Consider the following 14,288-nt stretch of genomic DNA (forward strand, 5'->3'; position numbering starts at 1 on the left):
TCCCCAGAGGCGGCCTATGACCCGCCGCACCCATCCCCTCCTGAGCCTCTGGGCCTGGCTCACCTACGCCTTTCTGTACTTGCCTATCCTCGTCCTGATCGTCTTTTCCTTCAACGATTCCAAGTTCGGGGCGACCTGGCAGGGCTTTACGACGAAGTGGTACTCGGTGCTGTTCGCCCGCCCCGACGTGCGCGAGGCGGTCACGAACACCCTGCTCGTCGCGGTGGGCAGCACAGCCGTCGCTACGGTGCTGGGCACGCTGGTCGGTTTCGGGCTGTGGCGCGGCGGCTTTCGCGGGCGGCTGCCGCTGACCTTCCTGCTCGTCATGCCCATCGTGATTCCCGACGTGGTGATGGGCGTCATGCTGCTGATGTTCTACGCGCTGGTGCGCGGGCTGCTGGAGCGCACCGGCTGGACCTTCGAGAACGGCTTCTGGACCGTGATGCTGGCGCACGTGACCTTTCAGCTCAGCTACGTGGCGCTCAACGTGCGCTCGCGGCTGGCGGGCTACGGGCGCGAACTGGAAGAAGCCGCCGCCGACCTGGGCGCCACGCCGGTGCAGTCGTTCTTTCAGGTGATTTTGCCGCTCGCGCTGCCCGGCGTGCTCTCGGGGGCGCTGCTGGCGTTTACCCTGAGCCTCGACGACTTCGTGGTCACGTATTTTACCAGCGGCTCGGGCTTCAAGACGCTGCCGGTGCTGATCTACACCTCGGTCAAAAAGGGTGTGACGCCCGACATCAACGCGCTTTCGGCGATGCTGGTGCTGTTCACGGTGCTGCTGCTGGTCATGGGCAACGTGCTCTCGCAGCCCCGGCGGAGGGAAGAATGAAACGCTCGCTCCCCTTCGTGCTTTGCCTGCTGCTCACCGCCTGCCACCGTATCGAGCCGCAGGACAGCGCCGCCGAGGGCAACGGCACGACCACGCCCGCCCCACAAAGCCGCGACGACGGCAAGACGCTGCGCATCTTCATGTGGTCGGAGTACATCGACCCGGCGGTGGTTAGGGCCTTCGAGAAGCAAAACGGCGTGCGCGTCGTCATCGACACCTATGAGAGCAACGAGGCGATGCTCGCCAAATTGCAGGGCGGCGGCGCAAGTTACGACCTCGCCACGCCGAGCAATTACGTCATCCAGACCATGCTGCGCGCCAAGCTGCTGCAACCGCTCGAAAAGGAGCAGCTCCGCAACTTCGGCAACGTGGCCGCCGGGTTCGTCAATCCGCCGTTCGACCCCGGCAACATCTACACCGTGCCCTACCAGTTCGCGGCCACCGGGCTGGCGTACAACTCGGGGCGCTACGTGCCGCCCGCCGAGGACTGGGGCTTGATTTTCGGCCCTGAGGACAAGGTCAAATTTGCCCTGCTCGACGACCCCCGCGAGGTCATCGGCGCCGCCCTGAAGTACCTGGGCTACTCGGTCAACACCGAAAAGGTGGACGAATTGCGCGCCGCACGCAACCTGCTGCGGCGCACCGTGCAAAAGCGCGGCTTCGAGTCGTTCGCGGGCGGCCCCGAGATTCGCAACAAACTGCTCTCGGGCAGCATCGACCTCGGGCAAATTTACGTGGGCGACCTGCTCGCCGGAGCCGCCGAAGACCCGCACCTCAAGGTCTTTTTGCCCCGCCCGGGCACCACCATTTCCACCGACCTGCTGGCGCTGCTGCGCGGCAGCCCGAACCCCGCCCTGGCGCGCAAGTTCATCGACTTCGTGCTGGAGCCGAAAAACAGTGCCGCCATCTCCAACTATACCTACTACGGCAACCCCAACCGCGCCGCACAGCCGCTGCTCGACCCCTTCCTGAAGTCGCAAAAAGCGTTCAGCCCCAGCGACGACGACTTCCGCACGGGCCGCGTCGAGTTCATCAACGAGCTGCCACAGGGGCGCGTGCCCCGGCTCTACGACCGCATCTGGACCGAACTCAAGAGCCGCTGAAGCATAAAAAAGGCCGCCCCGACTCGCTAGAGTGGGGCGGCCTGCCGTGCTGTGGCTCAGCTCTTGTTGACGCTGCCCGCAAACAGCTTGGTGTCGCGGAAAACGACATTGCCAGCAGGCAGGTCGGTCATCTTGTAAGAGGTGACGGCGTTGTTGCCCGCACCGATGTTCTCCTCGACGACGTTCCAGCCCGCCTTGAGGTTGAGGTCCGCCGAGATGCGGCAGGTGTCGGTGGGCGTGATTTTAACCTGGGCGTCCTGCTTGGCGAAAACGCGCACCCGCTTGACCGACGCTTCGCCCTCCGCGCCGCTGTCGGTCTTGTTGAAGTAGTCGCGGCCATTGTTGACCCCGTGCACGTAGCGCACCACAAAAAACTGGTTGCCCTTCGGAGCGGTGACCGCAGCCGCGTCGAAGCAGCCGAACGCTTCGCCCGCGCCTTGCAAGTCTTCGAACTGGTTCATGGTGGCGGCGTCCGGCAGCGTCAGAGTAAAGCGGCCTTCGCTGTCCACCGCCGCCTGCAAGTCGCGCAGGGCGGGCACGTTGCTCTGGCGCAGGGCTTCCACGTTCACGGCTGTGGGCAGGTCCTGATTCACCGACGCGGGCGCGTCCTGTTTGGGCTTGATTTGGCCCATGATGACGCGGGCGTCCCCGGACGTAGGCTCGGGCTGCTGCGGGTCGGGGGTTTCCCCACCGCCGCAGGAGGCGAGCAGCAACGCCCCGCTCAGAAAGGCGGCGCTGAGGGTCCATCGCTTGGATTGAGTCATGCCCCGATGCTGCGGCCTGGGTGGGGGCGAAGTGTTGGCGTTTTCCTTGAGTGGCCTGGACCACTTTTCTCACCTTTCGTCAGACGGGCCGCTCCACCACGCACAGCGCCGCAGGTGTACCCTCGCCTGCGTGACTGCCGCGCCCGTGACTCCGCCGACCGCTCCGACCCCGTTTCGCCTCTCCGCCGCGCAATTTGGCCTGATTGCCGTGACCACGCTGATGTGGGGCGGGTTTTTCCTGGTCATTCCGCTGGTCACGGTGCATTTCGTGGACAACCTGGGCTGGGCGGCGGCGAGCGTGGGGCTGGTGCTGGGGCTGCGGCAACTCACGCAGCAGGGGCTGACCGTGTTCGGGGGCGCCTGGGCCGACCGCATCGGCCCCAAGCCGCTGATTCTGGCGGGCTGCCTCATTCGCACGCTCGGCTTCGGGTGGATGGGCTTCGCGTCCTCACTGCCCGAGCTGCTCGGGGCGTCGCTGCTGGCGGGCATCGGCGGCGGGCTGTTCGACGCGCCCAAAAGTTCGGCCATCACCGCCGTGACGCCGCCCGAGCACCGGCCCCGCATGTTCAGTCTGGTCAGCATTGCCGGGAACCTCGGCATGGTCACCGGCCCGCTGCTGGGGGCGTGGCTGATTGCGCTGGGCTTTCAGCGGGCGTCGCTCATCGCGGCGAGTGCGTACATCGTGGCCTTCGTGCTGCTCGCCGTGACCCTGCCGCGCCTGAAACCCGAGCGGACGCCCGCCGATACCTTTTCGGGCCTCAAGGTGGCGCTGCATGACCGGGCCTTTCGCAATTTCACGCTGGTGCTCGGCGGTTACTTTCTGCTCAGCACGCAGCTCAACGTGGCGGTCACGCTCAAGGCGGTCGAACTCGCCGGGCAGGGCGCGACGGCCCCGCTCTACGGCCTCTCGGCGGGGCTCTCAGTGGTGTTGCAGTATCCGCTGCTGCGGCTTGCCGAACGCTACCTACGCGTGCGGGTGGTCCTTGTCGGCGCGGTGGTGCTGGTCGCCGTCGCCCTGGGGCTGATGGGCCTGGCGCAGACGTTCCCGCAACTGCTCGCCTGCGTGGTGCTTTACAGCTTAGGCACCATGCTGGTCTTTCCCATGCAGCAGACGCTGACGGCGCGCCTCGCCCCCGAGGGGCTGGTCGGCAGCTATTTCGGCTTCTCGGCCATCAGCCTGGGCCTCGGCGGGGCGGTGGGCAACTTTGTGGGCGGCGCCCTCGTGGACGCTGGGCACCGCCTGCACTTCGACCTCTTGCCCTGGCTCACGCTGCTGCTCGTCGGGCTGGCGACGGCGGCGGGCCTGCGGGTCGTGCTGCGCGACGTACCCACCCGTGAAGAAATGGAAGCCCGGCAACGTCAGGCGGGGGCCTGAAGCAGCCGGTGCTTTCGCAACTCTGGGAGAATATTACTTGCGGTCCACCGCCAGCGTCGGCGCAGTGGAGAGGGCCGCAAGTCCGGCGCGCAGCAGCACGTCGTCGCCCTGGCTGAGGTGGCGCAGTTCGTCGTCCCCCTCGGGGCGCAGCTCGTCGGGGGTCACCCGCACCGGGTACGGCTGCCCGCCGGGTTTGACGTAGTGCGTCAGGGTGAGCTGCAAGGCGGCGCGTTCTCCCACCGGGAACACGCGGGTGGCGGTGTTGCCCACCCCGGCAGTCGTTTCTCCGATGACCGGGCCGCGCCGGGCGTACTGCACCTCGTAGGCGAAAAACTCGCTGCACGACGCGCTGACTTCGTTGACGAGCACCGCGAGCGGCCCGGTCCACAGTTGCGGGCGGCGCACGCTGCCGCTCGATACGCCGTCTTCCAGCCGCCGGCCCTGCTGTACGGTGGTGCGGCTCTGTCCGTCGGCGTTCTGCGCCACCCGCGTGAACGAGGGCACGAAGGCGCCTACCGCGCTGTCGCACTCGCTGAGGCTGCCGCCGGTGTTGCCGCGCAGGTCCACGATGACGCCCTGCGCCCCGACCCGCTCCGCCTGATTCACCAGGTCATGGACGCGCTGCGCCACCCCGCCGCCGGTCAAAAAGGTCGGAATGCGAATAAGCGCCACATCACTGCGCGGCCCCACGAAACTCATACGCGGCAGGTCGCGGGTACTGCTCTCGCGGGCTTGCAGGCTGACCTCGAGCGGCTGCCCCTGACGTTCGATGCCGAGCCGCAGGAGGCGACCCTCGCGCCGCGCCTTTTGCAGGTCGCTGTAAGTGAAGGCGGCTCCGTCAATAGTCTTCAGCACGTCCCCGCGCCGCAGCCCGGCGCCCTCAGCGGCTCCCTCCGGCACCACTTCGAGGACGAGTCTGTTCTCACCATCGAACTTGGCGAGCTTGACCCCGAACTGCTGGCGGCTGCCCCCGGTGGCGCTCGTCACGAAGTCCTGATAGTCCTCGGGCGTCTGGAAAAAGCTGTGCTCGTCGCCCAGCGCCGTCAGCTCGGCTTCCAGCACCGGGTAAGCCTTGTCTTCCGGGCAGGTGCGTGGCTGCGGCGTGCACACCGCGTTCAGGCGCTGCTGGTACTCACGCGTGAGCGCTGGGCGATTGACGGGAGAGAGGCCGCCATACCGCTCGTTGAGCAGCTCGTTGACCTCATCGAAAATCTGCTGCGCCGGGGCGTCGGCAGCAATGGCGGGAGCGGAGGGCACCGCCGCTGCTTGGGCAGGCGCCTGTACTCCTGGGGAGGTGGCCGCCACCGAAGACGGGGCCAGCAGCAGGGCGGAAAGCAGGCCCAGACGAGCCAGAGGACGCAGGGGGGCGAGTGGCATGGTACGCCGTATTCTGCGCCGCGCACATGGGAAAAAGGTGGGATGCGAAGGCCACCAAAATCACAAATTCGGGGCACGAAAAAACCGCCCCCGGTGTGGGAGGCGGTCAGGCGCAAAACGCTGAAATTCAGGCCTGCTGCGCGGCCTTGGCCTTGTTGATGGCCTTGGCGAGGCGGCTCTTCTTGCGAGCGGCGGCGTTCTTGTGCAGGGTGCTGCCCTTGGCGGCCTTGTCGATCAGGCTTTCGGCGCGCTGCTGCATGGCGGTGGCGTCTTCGGCGCCTCCCTGGGCAGCAACGAGGGCCTTCTTGCTGAAGGTCTTGATGGTGCTCTTCTTGGCGCGGTTGATCGCGCGGCGCTTGAGGCTCTGACGGTGACGCTTCTGGGCAGACTTGTGACGAAGGGCCATAATTGTTTCTCCTTTTTCACCCGCTCACGCGGGGCGGTCCTCCCCGGCTGGCGGGGGAACTCGAGCGTCCGAGACTGACGGGGTCAGCTGGCGCGTCCGGCAGCGCTGTCACGCCGGGCCGGAGCCGCCCACCAAAGACGGTAGGCAACTTTGCCAGTATGCGGGAGGCGGCCCTGGCAGGTCAAGCGCTCCAGCTCAGGCGGCATACTGCCGGTTATGTATCGCCCACGCCGCCGCTCGTCTACCCCTGCCTCGGAAGGAGAAGCCGAGCCCCGGCCCCGCCGCCCCAAGACCCGCGAGGAGCAGCGCGAGGCTTTGCTCGCCTACGCCTTCCGGGCGCTGGGGGCACGGGCCATCACCGAGGCCGAGCTGCGCGGCAAACTCGAACGGCGCTCGGAAGACCCCGAACTGGTCGAGGAAGTGCTGCGGCGAGTGCAGGAGCTCGGCTACCAGAACGACGCCGAGGTCGCCCGCGCCGAAAACAAGCGCCGGGGCGTGGGCGAACTGCGCGTCCGGCAAACCCTGCGCCGCCGGGGGCTGGGCGCCGACCTCATTGAGGAAACCTTGCAGGCCCGCGACCCCGAGGAGGAGCAGCAGCAGGCCATCGACCTCCTCACCAAACGCTGGCCCGCGCTGAGTCGCAAGCGTGACCCCCGCGCCAGTGCCTACGCTTTTCTCGCCCGGCGTGGCTTCGGGGGCAGCGTCATCTGGCCCGCCATCCGCGAAGTCGCCGAGCTTTTTCCGCCGGACGAAGCCGAGGAGTAAGGGCAGGGGCGCACCCCGCGTTGACCCCGCTCGTCCGCTGCGCTACCATCCGCTACGCTGCCGGTGGGCAGTGCAAGACTTCCGTGCCGATATGGCGGAATTGGTAGACGCACTCGACTCAAAATCGAGCGGGAAACCGTAAGGGTTCGAGTCCCTTTATCGGCACCAGCAGGCTCCTCGTCCCAGACGGGGAGTTTCCTTTTGCATGAAAAAACTGGAGCGGTGACTGCCGAGTGGCGGGTCACTGCTCCAGCTTGTGTCCTGGCCTTATAGCGTCAGGATGTCGTAGCCCTTCGGCGTCACGACCAGCGTGTGCTCGAACTGGGCGCTGGGCTTTTTGTCCGCCGTAATGACCGTCCAGCCGTCGGCGAGCAGGCGCGTTTCGGGCGTGCCGAGGTTGATCATCGGTTCGATGGTAAAGACCATGCCGGGCTGCAATTTCAGGCCGGTGTGGTGCACGCCCCAGTGGTAGATGGTGGGGTCTTCGTGCAGGCGCTTGCCGATGCCGTGCCCGGTGTACTCGCGCACCACGCCGTAGCCGCGCGACTCGGCGAGGCTCTGGATGGCGTGGCCGATGTCGCCGGTCTTGGCACCGGGGCGCACCTCGTCGAGTCCGGCCTGCAAGCACGCGCGGGTGGTGTCCACCAGGGCCCGCACCTCGTCGCTCACCTGCCCGACGGTATAGGTCGTGCAGGCGTCGCCGTAATACCCGTCGAGCAGCACGCCGATGTCCATGCCCAGAATGTCGCCGTCTCGCAGCTCGCGGTCATCGGGGATCCCGTGGCAAATGACCTCGTTCACACTGGCGCAGATGGTGCCGGGAAAGGGGTTATTGCGCGGGCCATAGCCCAGGTAAGCGGGCTTGGCCCCCTTGCCGCGAATGAATTCCTCGGCCCGCCGGTCGAGTTCTTTGAGCGTCACGCCCGGCTGGACGTACGGTTCAAGCACCCGGAATGTCTCGGCCACCAGACCCCCGGCGCGGCGCATGGTTTCGATTTCACGGGCGGACTTCAGCGGAATACGGCTCATAACATCCGAGCCTAACACGCCCCCGGCGGCCCAAAAGCCACCTGCCGACAGTTACAAGAGACGGTGATGAAGCGAGGAAGCCTCAGCGCACCCGCACCGACTTGCTCGCCGGCTGTTTGCGCAGCCAGCTCACGAACCGCTGCACGTCGGCATTGTCGAGCAGGGCGTCAATGCTGGCGTATTCGCCCGCCAGCTCGGCATTGGTAAACGTCTTGTGGAGGAACTTGTGGCAGGCCGGGCACAGCGGCACCGTCGGCAGCTCGTGAATCGGCACGCCCCGGCGTCGTCCCTGAGACTTGGGAATCAGGTGATGCTCGGTCAGCACCGGCGTCTCGCGTTCGCACAGGGCGCACGTGCCGGCTCACTCGGAGGAGGCGGCCAGTTGGAAGGGGGCAGGCGGCGGGCCATAAGTGTGAGAGGTCAGGCGGTCAGCACGCGAATGGCCTGGTCGAGCGCGTCGTCGTCCACCTGATGGTGCAGCACGAAGCGCACCGAGTCGTGCCCCAGCGCACTGGCGAGCACGCCCTGTTCGGCCCAGGCAGCGGCGCGGCGCTCGGCCTCGGGCAGCCGGGCATAGATGATGTTGGTCTGCACGGCGGCGAGGTCCACGTCGTAGCCCGCTTCGACCAGGGCGCGGGCCAATCGCCGGGTCCGCAAGTGGTCGTCGGCCAGTCGCGCCGGACCTTCGCGCAGGGCCACCCGCGCCGCCGCCGCCAGAATTCCGGCCTGCCGCATCCCGCCGCCGAGCATCTTGCGGTAGCGGTGCGCCTGCCGAATCGCCTGCGCCGAGCCGAGCAGCACGCTGCCCACCGGGGCGCCGAGCCCCTTGCTCAGGCACACGCTCACGGTGTCGAAGCAGCGCGTGATTTCGCGCACGTCCACGCCCAGCTTCACGGCGGCGTTGAAGACCCGCGCTCCGTCGAGGTGCAGAGGCAGTCCCTCGGCGTCGGCCACTGCCCGCATCTGCCGCAGCACCGCCAGCGGAATCACCGTGCCCCCGGCCTTGTTGTGGGTGTTTTCCAGGCTGATCAGGCCGGTGGGTGACTGGTGGACGCTGCGGCGGACCGCCAGCCGCACGTCCTCGGGACTCGGCACGCCCAGCGGCGCGGGCACGAAGCGCGGGACCACGCCGGAAAAGGCCGCCATCATCCCCAGTTCCCACTCGTAGATGTGGCTGCCCTCGGCGCAGATGACTTCCTCGCCCCGGCGGGTGTGCACGGCAATCGCCACCTGGTTCGTCATGCTGCCCGACGGCATGAACAGCCCCGCCTCAAAGCCGGTCAGGTGCGCGAGTTCGTTTTGCAGGGCGTTGACGTTGGGGTCTTCGCCGTACACGTCGTCGCCCACCTCGGCGGTCGCCATCGCCTCACGCATGGCGGGAGTGGGCTTGGTGACGGTATCGGAGCGCAGGTCGGCGATCAGCGGCGGGCGGGTCATGGCGCACACCATAGCGGGCAGGGAAGGCCAGAATGGAAAAAAGACTCACCTAGCACACGTCCCGCACCTCTGGCAAGAACCGTGACCTCCATAACGGTCCAGTTAAGGTCAGGCTTGGATGGTGTTTACTTTGCACTCAAACAAATGTCCGGGCTGCGGGCCAAACTGCTTCTCGTCGGGAACGAAAACCCGGTCCCAACAGTCCTTCCCGCTTCCCAGCGGGGCACCCCATTTCCCGGAGGAAATACCATGACGCAAGCCAGCCTGATTCGCCTGTCCGAACTGAACAACGACGCCCAGTACAACCTCAACGACACCTCGATGTACAACCCCGTCGGCGCCGCCGCTTACGGCGTGAACGGCGACAAGATCGGCACCGTGCGTGACGCCCTGGTCGAGCCCGAAACTGGTCGCATCCGCTACTTCCTCGTGGACGTGGGCGGCTGGTTCAGCAGCAAGGAAGTCCTGGTGCCCGTGGGCTATGGCCGTGTGGACGACAGCGGTGTGTACTTCGACAGCCTGACCAAGGACCAGGTCAAGGACATGAGCGAGTACCGCGCCGACCAGGCTTACAGCAGCGAAATGATGGACACCGACGAGCGCGTCCTGCGCGGCAACCAGAGCCAGGAAGAGTACCACCAGCGTGCCTACCAGACCCCTGATCGCCTCCAGCTGCTCGAAGAGCGCCTGGTCGTGAACAAGGATCGCTTCAAGGCCGGCAGCGTCCAGATCGGCAAGCGCATCGAAACCCGTCAGGAAACCGTCTCGGTGCCCCTGCAGCGTGAAGAAGTCGTCATCGAGCGTCACGCCGTCACCGATGGCCGCGCCGTCGAAGGCGCCGTGCTGGGCGAAGGCCACCAGACCATGAGCGTGGACCTCGAAGCCGAGCGTGCCAACATCAGCAAGCAGGCCTACGTGACCGAAGAAGTCAGCGTCGGCAAGCGTGCCGTCACCGAAACCCAGCAGGTCACCGAAACCGTGGGCCGCGAAGTGCTCGACGTCAACCAGACCGGCGACGTCCGCACCACCGAAGGCACCGCCCTGACCGACGACACCACCAAGCGCAACATCTGAGTCAGGCCCTGAGCCTGGGCGGGGGGAACCCCGCCTTTTTTTGATCTCTGCCCCGCCTCACTTTTCCTTTCTGGGAGGAAGTTATGACCCGTCGAGACAATGAAGAACGCGTGCTGCACGCGGCCACCGATACCGAGCAGTCCCAGGTCACTGATCTGCGCCAGAACGTGAGTGCCACGCCCCTGACAGACGCCGAGGTGGGCCGCCTGCAACTGCTTGAAGAGCGCGCCACCGTGCAGGTCGAGCGTCAGGGCATCGGCCAGGTCCAAGTCCGCAAAGTCGTGCGCGAGCGGCAGGAAATGGTCCCAGTGACGCTCACCACTGAAGTTCTCGAAATCGTGGTGACGCCCGCTGCTCAGGGAACGGGCGCTCAGAACGTGGGCGATACGCAAACGGCTGCGGCCTCTGCTGCTGGGACCACTGGCAACGGCGGCGTCAGTCAGGTGCTGATTGACGGCAAGCCGCTCGAAGCCGGGCAGACCTACGAAATCCCGCTGACCGAGGAGCGCGTGCAGGTCATGCGTCAGGTCGTGCCGCTGAGCGAGGTCGTCGTGCGCCGTCAGGCCCAGGCCACCACCCACGAAGAAACCGTGACCCTGCGCCGCGAAGAACTTGAGGTGCTCGACGAGCAGGGTTTGGCACGCATCGTGGACGAGGGCGCCGCTGAAGGCACCGTGACCGGTGTGAACACCACGGGCACCGACCAACGGCGCTGAGGCCGAGTTTCTCAACCGCAACCAAAACGCAGAGTGGGGCATCTTCCAGACCCGGAATGTGCCTCGCTCTTTTGCTGTTGCGCGGGTCTTTCGTCGGCGAGGCAGCTCCAAAACGGATGGAAAGCGAGGCCACTGCCGAAGTTACCGGCAAGCGGGGGCCCGCCGTATAAGCTGTACTCATGACACAACCAGGTATCGAGTTGCAGGAACTGATTGCGACGATGGAGCAGCGCCGCCGCAAGGTCGAAGAAGGCGGCGGCCCCGAACGGCAGCAAAAGCAGCGCGAAGGCGGCAAGCTCACCGCCCGTGAGCGCATTGAGCGGCTGCTCGACCCCGGCAGCTTTCTGGAATCGTCCACTTTTGTCGAGCACGGGCGCAACCGCTTGATGGACGGCATCGAGGCGCCCGGCGAAGGCGTGGTTACCGGCTCGGGCACCATTGATGGCCGGCAGGTCTTTGTGTTCAGCCAGGATTTCACCGTGCTCGGCGGTTCGCTCGGTAAGATGAACGCCAGTAAGGTCACCAAAATCATGGACCTCGCTGCCAAGACGGGGTGCCCGGTCATCGGCCTGAACGACTCGGCGGGGGCACGTATTCAGGAAGGGGTGGACAGCCTCAGCGGCTACGGCGAGATTTTTTACCGCAACGCCGTGTACTCGGGCAGCGTGCCGCAGATCAGCGCCATCCTCGGCCCCTGCGCGGGCGGCGCGGTGTACTCGCCGGCCATCACCGATTTCATCCTGATGAGCCGGGGCAGCAGCTACATGTTCATCACCGGCCCCGAGGTCATCAAGTCGGTCACCCGCGAGGAAGTCACCTTCGACCAGCTCGGCGGCGCCGACGTGCACACCCGCAAATCGGGCGTGGCGCACCTCGCTTACGAAGGTGACGAGGCGGTCATTGACGGCATCAAGGACCTGCTCGGCTACCTGCCGCAAAACGCCCGTGAGAAGGCGCCGGTCAAGCCCACGAGCGACCCGGCAGACCGCCGCAACGAGAAGCTGCTCGACATCGTCACGCCCGACCAGCGCAGGCCCTACGCCATGCAGGACGTGATTCGGGAACTGGTGGACGACGGCACCTTTCTGGAAATTCAGCCCGACTGGGCCAAGAACATCATCGTGGGCTTCGCGCGGCTCAACGGGCAGAGCGTAGGCATCGTCGCCAACAACCCCAAGGCGCTGTCGGGCTCGCTCAACATCGACGCCAGCGACAAAGCCGCGCGTTTTATCCGCACCTGCGACTGCTATAACGTGCCGATTCTGACGCTGGTGGACGTGTCGGGCTTCCTGCCCGGCGTGCAGCAGGAGTACGGCGGTATCATCCGCCACGGCGCCAAGATGCTCTACGCCTACGCCGAGGCGACGGTCCCCAAGGTCACGCTGATTACGCGCAAGAGCTACGGCGGCGCTTACCTCGCCATGAACAGCCGCGACATGGGCGCCGACGTGGTCTACGCCTGGCCGACGGCGACGGTGGCTGTGATGGGCGCTGAGGGCGCCGCCAACATCGTCTACCGCAAGGATATCAAGGACTCGGAGAACCCGGCGGCCACCCGCGCCGAGAAGATTGCCGAGTACAAGGAAGCCTTTGACAACCCCTACGTGGCGGCGGCCAAAGGCTACATCGACGACGTGATTCCGATGGAAGAGACCCGCGAGCGCCTGATTCGCACCTTCGAGATGCTGGCGAACAAGGAAGAAACGCGGCCTTTCAAGAAGCACGGGAACATCCCGCTCTGAGCGACGCTCGCCGAGTCTAAGGGTGCGTTGCTCACGTTCTCATGCACGCTCCCTGGCGGCTTTCGACAATGGCGCCATGAAAAAAGCTGTCCTCGCCGTTCCTGCCCTGCTGCTCGCCCTGTCGCTCTCCGGTTGCCAGAAGCAGGCCGACAGCAACACCTCGACTTCCACCACCACGACCAAGAGCACCGACTCCACCGGTCAGAACACTGGCACGACCACGACCAGCACGACGACCACCGACACCAACAACAAGTAAGTCAGGCGTTTTTCAGTGCTGTAGGCCCCGGCCCCGGCTGGGGCGTTTTGCTGCCTTGTCGCTGCTTGTCTGTCACTCAGCCCTGCCACTGGCCCCGTAACGTTTGGTCCTCTGACGTTCCCAGAGAAGCGGCGAGCAGTAGACTGAAGCTGCATTTCGCAACGTTGATAGGCTTTGACTCAGTTCAAGAATTTTCCCGCTGCTCCCGCCGTGGAGTGGCCGACAGGAGCCGACATGGATTTCACCCTGACCGACGAACAACGCCAGTTGCAGCAGCTCGCCCGTGACTTTACCCGCAAGGAAATCATCCCGATTGCCGCCGAGTACGACCAGAAAGAAGAACTGCCCTGGCAGGTCGTCGAAAAGGCCTTTGAAGTGGGCCTGCTCAATGCGTCTATCCCCGAACATGCCGGCGGCCTGGGCCTGGGCATGGTGGACGAAACCCTCATCGGCGAGGAAATCGGCTACGGCTGCATGGGCATCTACACCATCTTGATGGCCTCCGAACTGGGGATTACCCCGATTCTGGTCGGCGGCACCGAAGAGCAGCAAAAGCGCTTCCTGGGGCCGCTCACCGAAAAGCCCGGTCTGGCCGCCTTCGCGCTGTCTGAACCCAACAACGGCTCCGACGCCGCCGGGATGCACACCACCGCTTACCTCGACGGCGACGAGTGGGTCATCAACGGCACCAAGATGTGGATCAGCAACGGCGGCATCGCCGAAGTGACCGTGGTTTTCGCCACCACCGACAAGCAGGGCGGCCACCGCGCCACCGTCGCGCTCGTGGTGCCCAAGGACGCCCCCGGCTTTTCGTACAACAAGATCAAGCACAAGATGGGCCAGCGCGCTTCGCTGACCAGCGAACTGGTCTTCGAGAATGTGCGCGTGCCCAAGGAAAACCAGCTCGGCGGCCTGGGCGACGGCTTTAAGATCGCCATGAAGACGCTCGACAAGACCCGGATTCCGGTCGCCGCCGGGTCGGTGGGCCTCGCCCGGCGCGCGCTGGAAGAAAGCGTCAAGTACGCCAAGCAGCGCGAACGCTTCGGCACGCCTATTTCACAGTTCCAGGCCATTCAGTTCAAGCTGGCCGACATGGCGATTGGCGTCGAAACGGGCCGCCTGATGTACCAGAAGGCTGCGTGGCTGGTGGACCAGGGGCACACCCACGGCGCCGAAAGTGCCATCGCCAAGGCGTACTGCTCGGAAATGGCCTTCAACGCCGCCAACGAAGCGATTCAGATTCACGGCGGCTACGGCTACGTCGGCGAGTACCCGGTCGAGAAGCTGCTGCGCGACGTGAAGCTCAACATGATCTACGAAGGCACCAGCGAAATTCAGCGCGTGGTCATCAGCCGTGGCCTGCTGAAGTAACTCCCAGCAGCGCAAAAGGAAAGGGACGGGCCTCTACGGGG

The 14,288-nt window shown here is 65.7% G+C and carries 14 protein-coding genes, 1 tRNA gene and 1 pseudogene; 10 read left to right on the forward strand and 6 right to left on the reverse strand.

Annotation, left to right across the window (positions count from 1 at the left end; genetic code table 11):
• Positions 1 to 16: 16 nt before the first annotated feature.
• Both DR_RS06715 and DR_RS06720 read left to right on the forward strand, forming a co-directional pair.
• On the forward strand, positions 17 to 829 hold the full coding sequence (locus DR_RS06715; protein ID WP_010887946.1) for an ABC transporter permease: 813 nt from the start codon (positions 17 to 19) through the stop codon (positions 827 to 829).
• Positions 826 to 1,932 (forward strand): polyamine ABC transporter substrate-binding protein, encoded by a 1,107-nt coding sequence (locus DR_RS06720; RefSeq protein ID WP_010887947.1) that lies wholly within the window; start codon positions 826 to 828, stop codon positions 1,930 to 1,932. Before DR_RS06715 ends, DR_RS06720 begins: the two co-directional genes overlap by 4 nt.
• A 56-nt stretch (positions 1,933 to 1,988) precedes the next feature.
• Here DR_RS06720 and DR_RS06725 read toward each other — a convergent pair whose 3' ends face one another.
• Complete coding sequence (locus DR_RS06725; protein ID WP_010887948.1) at positions 1,989 to 2,696, reverse strand: hypothetical protein; 708 nt, start codon at positions 2,694 to 2,696, stop codon at positions 1,989 to 1,991.
• Between the two features lie 130 nt (positions 2,697 to 2,826).
• Between DR_RS06725 and DR_RS06730 the strand changes: the two genes are divergently transcribed.
• On the forward strand, positions 2,827 to 4,071 hold the full coding sequence (locus DR_RS06730) for an MDR family MFS transporter (protein ID WP_034350421.1): 1,245 nt from the start codon (positions 2,827 to 2,829) through the stop codon (positions 4,069 to 4,071).
• 33 nt (positions 4,072 to 4,104) lie between these two features.
• On the opposite strand, the gene DR_RS06735 is transcribed toward DR_RS06730, so the two are convergent.
• Positions 4,105 to 5,448 (reverse strand): S41 family peptidase, encoded by a 1,344-nt coding sequence (locus tag DR_RS06735; RefSeq protein ID WP_010887950.1) that lies wholly within the window; start codon positions 5,446 to 5,448, stop codon positions 4,105 to 4,107.
• A 127-nt stretch (positions 5,449 to 5,575) separates the two neighbouring features.
• Positions 5,576 to 5,854 carry a 30S ribosomal protein S20 gene (gene rpsT / locus DR_RS06740; RefSeq protein WP_010887951.1) on the reverse strand — a complete coding sequence of 93 codons (279 nt, stop codon included), beginning with the start codon at positions 5,852 to 5,854 and terminating at the stop codon, positions 5,576 to 5,578.
• Positions 5,855 to 6,070: 216 nt separating this feature from the next.
• Between rpsT and recX the strand changes: the two genes are divergently transcribed.
• On the forward strand, positions 6,071 to 6,619 hold the full coding sequence (gene recX, locus DR_RS06745; protein ID WP_034350423.1) for a recombination regulator RecX: 549 nt from the start codon (positions 6,071 to 6,073) through the stop codon (positions 6,617 to 6,619).
• Positions 6,620 to 6,704: 85 nt separating this feature from the next.
• A tRNA-Leu gene (locus DR_RS06750) sits at positions 6,705 to 6,787 on the forward strand.
• A gap of 99 nt (positions 6,788 to 6,886) precedes the next feature.
• Here DR_RS06750 and map read toward each other — a convergent pair.
• From map to DR_RS06765, 3 genes and pseudogenes are all read right to left on the reverse strand, one after another.
• The gene (map, locus tag DR_RS06755; protein ID WP_027480012.1) at positions 6,887 to 7,648 is read right to left on the reverse strand and encodes a type I methionyl aminopeptidase; all 762 of its coding nucleotides are present in this window, start codon (positions 7,646 to 7,648) and stop codon (positions 6,887 to 6,889) included.
• Positions 7,649 to 7,730: 82 nt separating this feature from the next.
• Positions 7,731 to 8,056, reverse strand: a pseudogene (locus DR_RS06760) (HNH endonuclease).
• Between the two features lie 12 nt (positions 8,057 to 8,068).
• On the reverse strand, positions 8,069 to 9,085 hold the full coding sequence (locus tag DR_RS06765; RefSeq protein ID WP_051618830.1) for a threonine aldolase family protein: 1,017 nt from the start codon (positions 9,083 to 9,085) through the stop codon (positions 8,069 to 8,071).
• 249 nt (positions 9,086 to 9,334) lie between these two features.
• Between DR_RS06765 and DR_RS06770 the strand changes: the two genes are divergently transcribed.
• The 5 genes from DR_RS06770 (at position 9,335) to DR_RS06790 (ending at position 14,247) form a co-directional block, all read left to right on the forward strand.
• Positions 9,335 to 10,159 carry a DUF2382 domain-containing protein gene (locus DR_RS06770; RefSeq protein ID WP_027480014.1) on the forward strand — a complete coding sequence of 275 codons (825 nt, stop codon included), beginning with the start codon at positions 9,335 to 9,337 and terminating at the stop codon, positions 10,157 to 10,159.
• Positions 10,160 to 10,242: 83 nt separating this feature from the next.
• Positions 10,243 to 10,875 carry a YsnF/AvaK domain-containing protein gene (locus tag DR_RS06775; RefSeq protein ID WP_010887957.1) on the forward strand — a complete coding sequence of 211 codons (633 nt, stop codon included), beginning with the start codon at positions 10,243 to 10,245 and terminating at the stop codon, positions 10,873 to 10,875.
• A gap of 179 nt (positions 10,876 to 11,054) precedes the next feature.
• Positions 11,055 to 12,617: an acyl-CoA carboxylase subunit beta gene (locus DR_RS06780; protein WP_010887958.1), complete on the forward strand. Its 1,563-nt coding sequence runs from the start codon at positions 11,055 to 11,057 to the stop codon at positions 12,615 to 12,617.
• Positions 12,618 to 12,693: 76 nt separating this feature from the next.
• On the forward strand, positions 12,694 to 12,876 hold the full coding sequence (locus DR_RS06785) for a hypothetical protein (RefSeq protein ID WP_027480015.1): 183 nt from the start codon (positions 12,694 to 12,696) through the stop codon (positions 12,874 to 12,876).
• Between the two features lie 234 nt (positions 12,877 to 13,110).
• Complete coding sequence (locus DR_RS06790) at positions 13,111 to 14,247, forward strand: acyl-CoA dehydrogenase family protein (protein WP_164927963.1); 1,137 nt, start codon at positions 13,111 to 13,113, stop codon at positions 14,245 to 14,247.
• Positions 14,248 to 14,288 lie beyond the last annotated feature (41 nt).

Source organism: Deinococcus radiodurans R1 = ATCC 13939 = DSM 20539, assembly GCF_000008565.1.
GTDB classification, from domain to species: Bacteria; Deinococcota; Deinococci; order Deinococcales; family Deinococcaceae; genus Deinococcus; species Deinococcus radiodurans.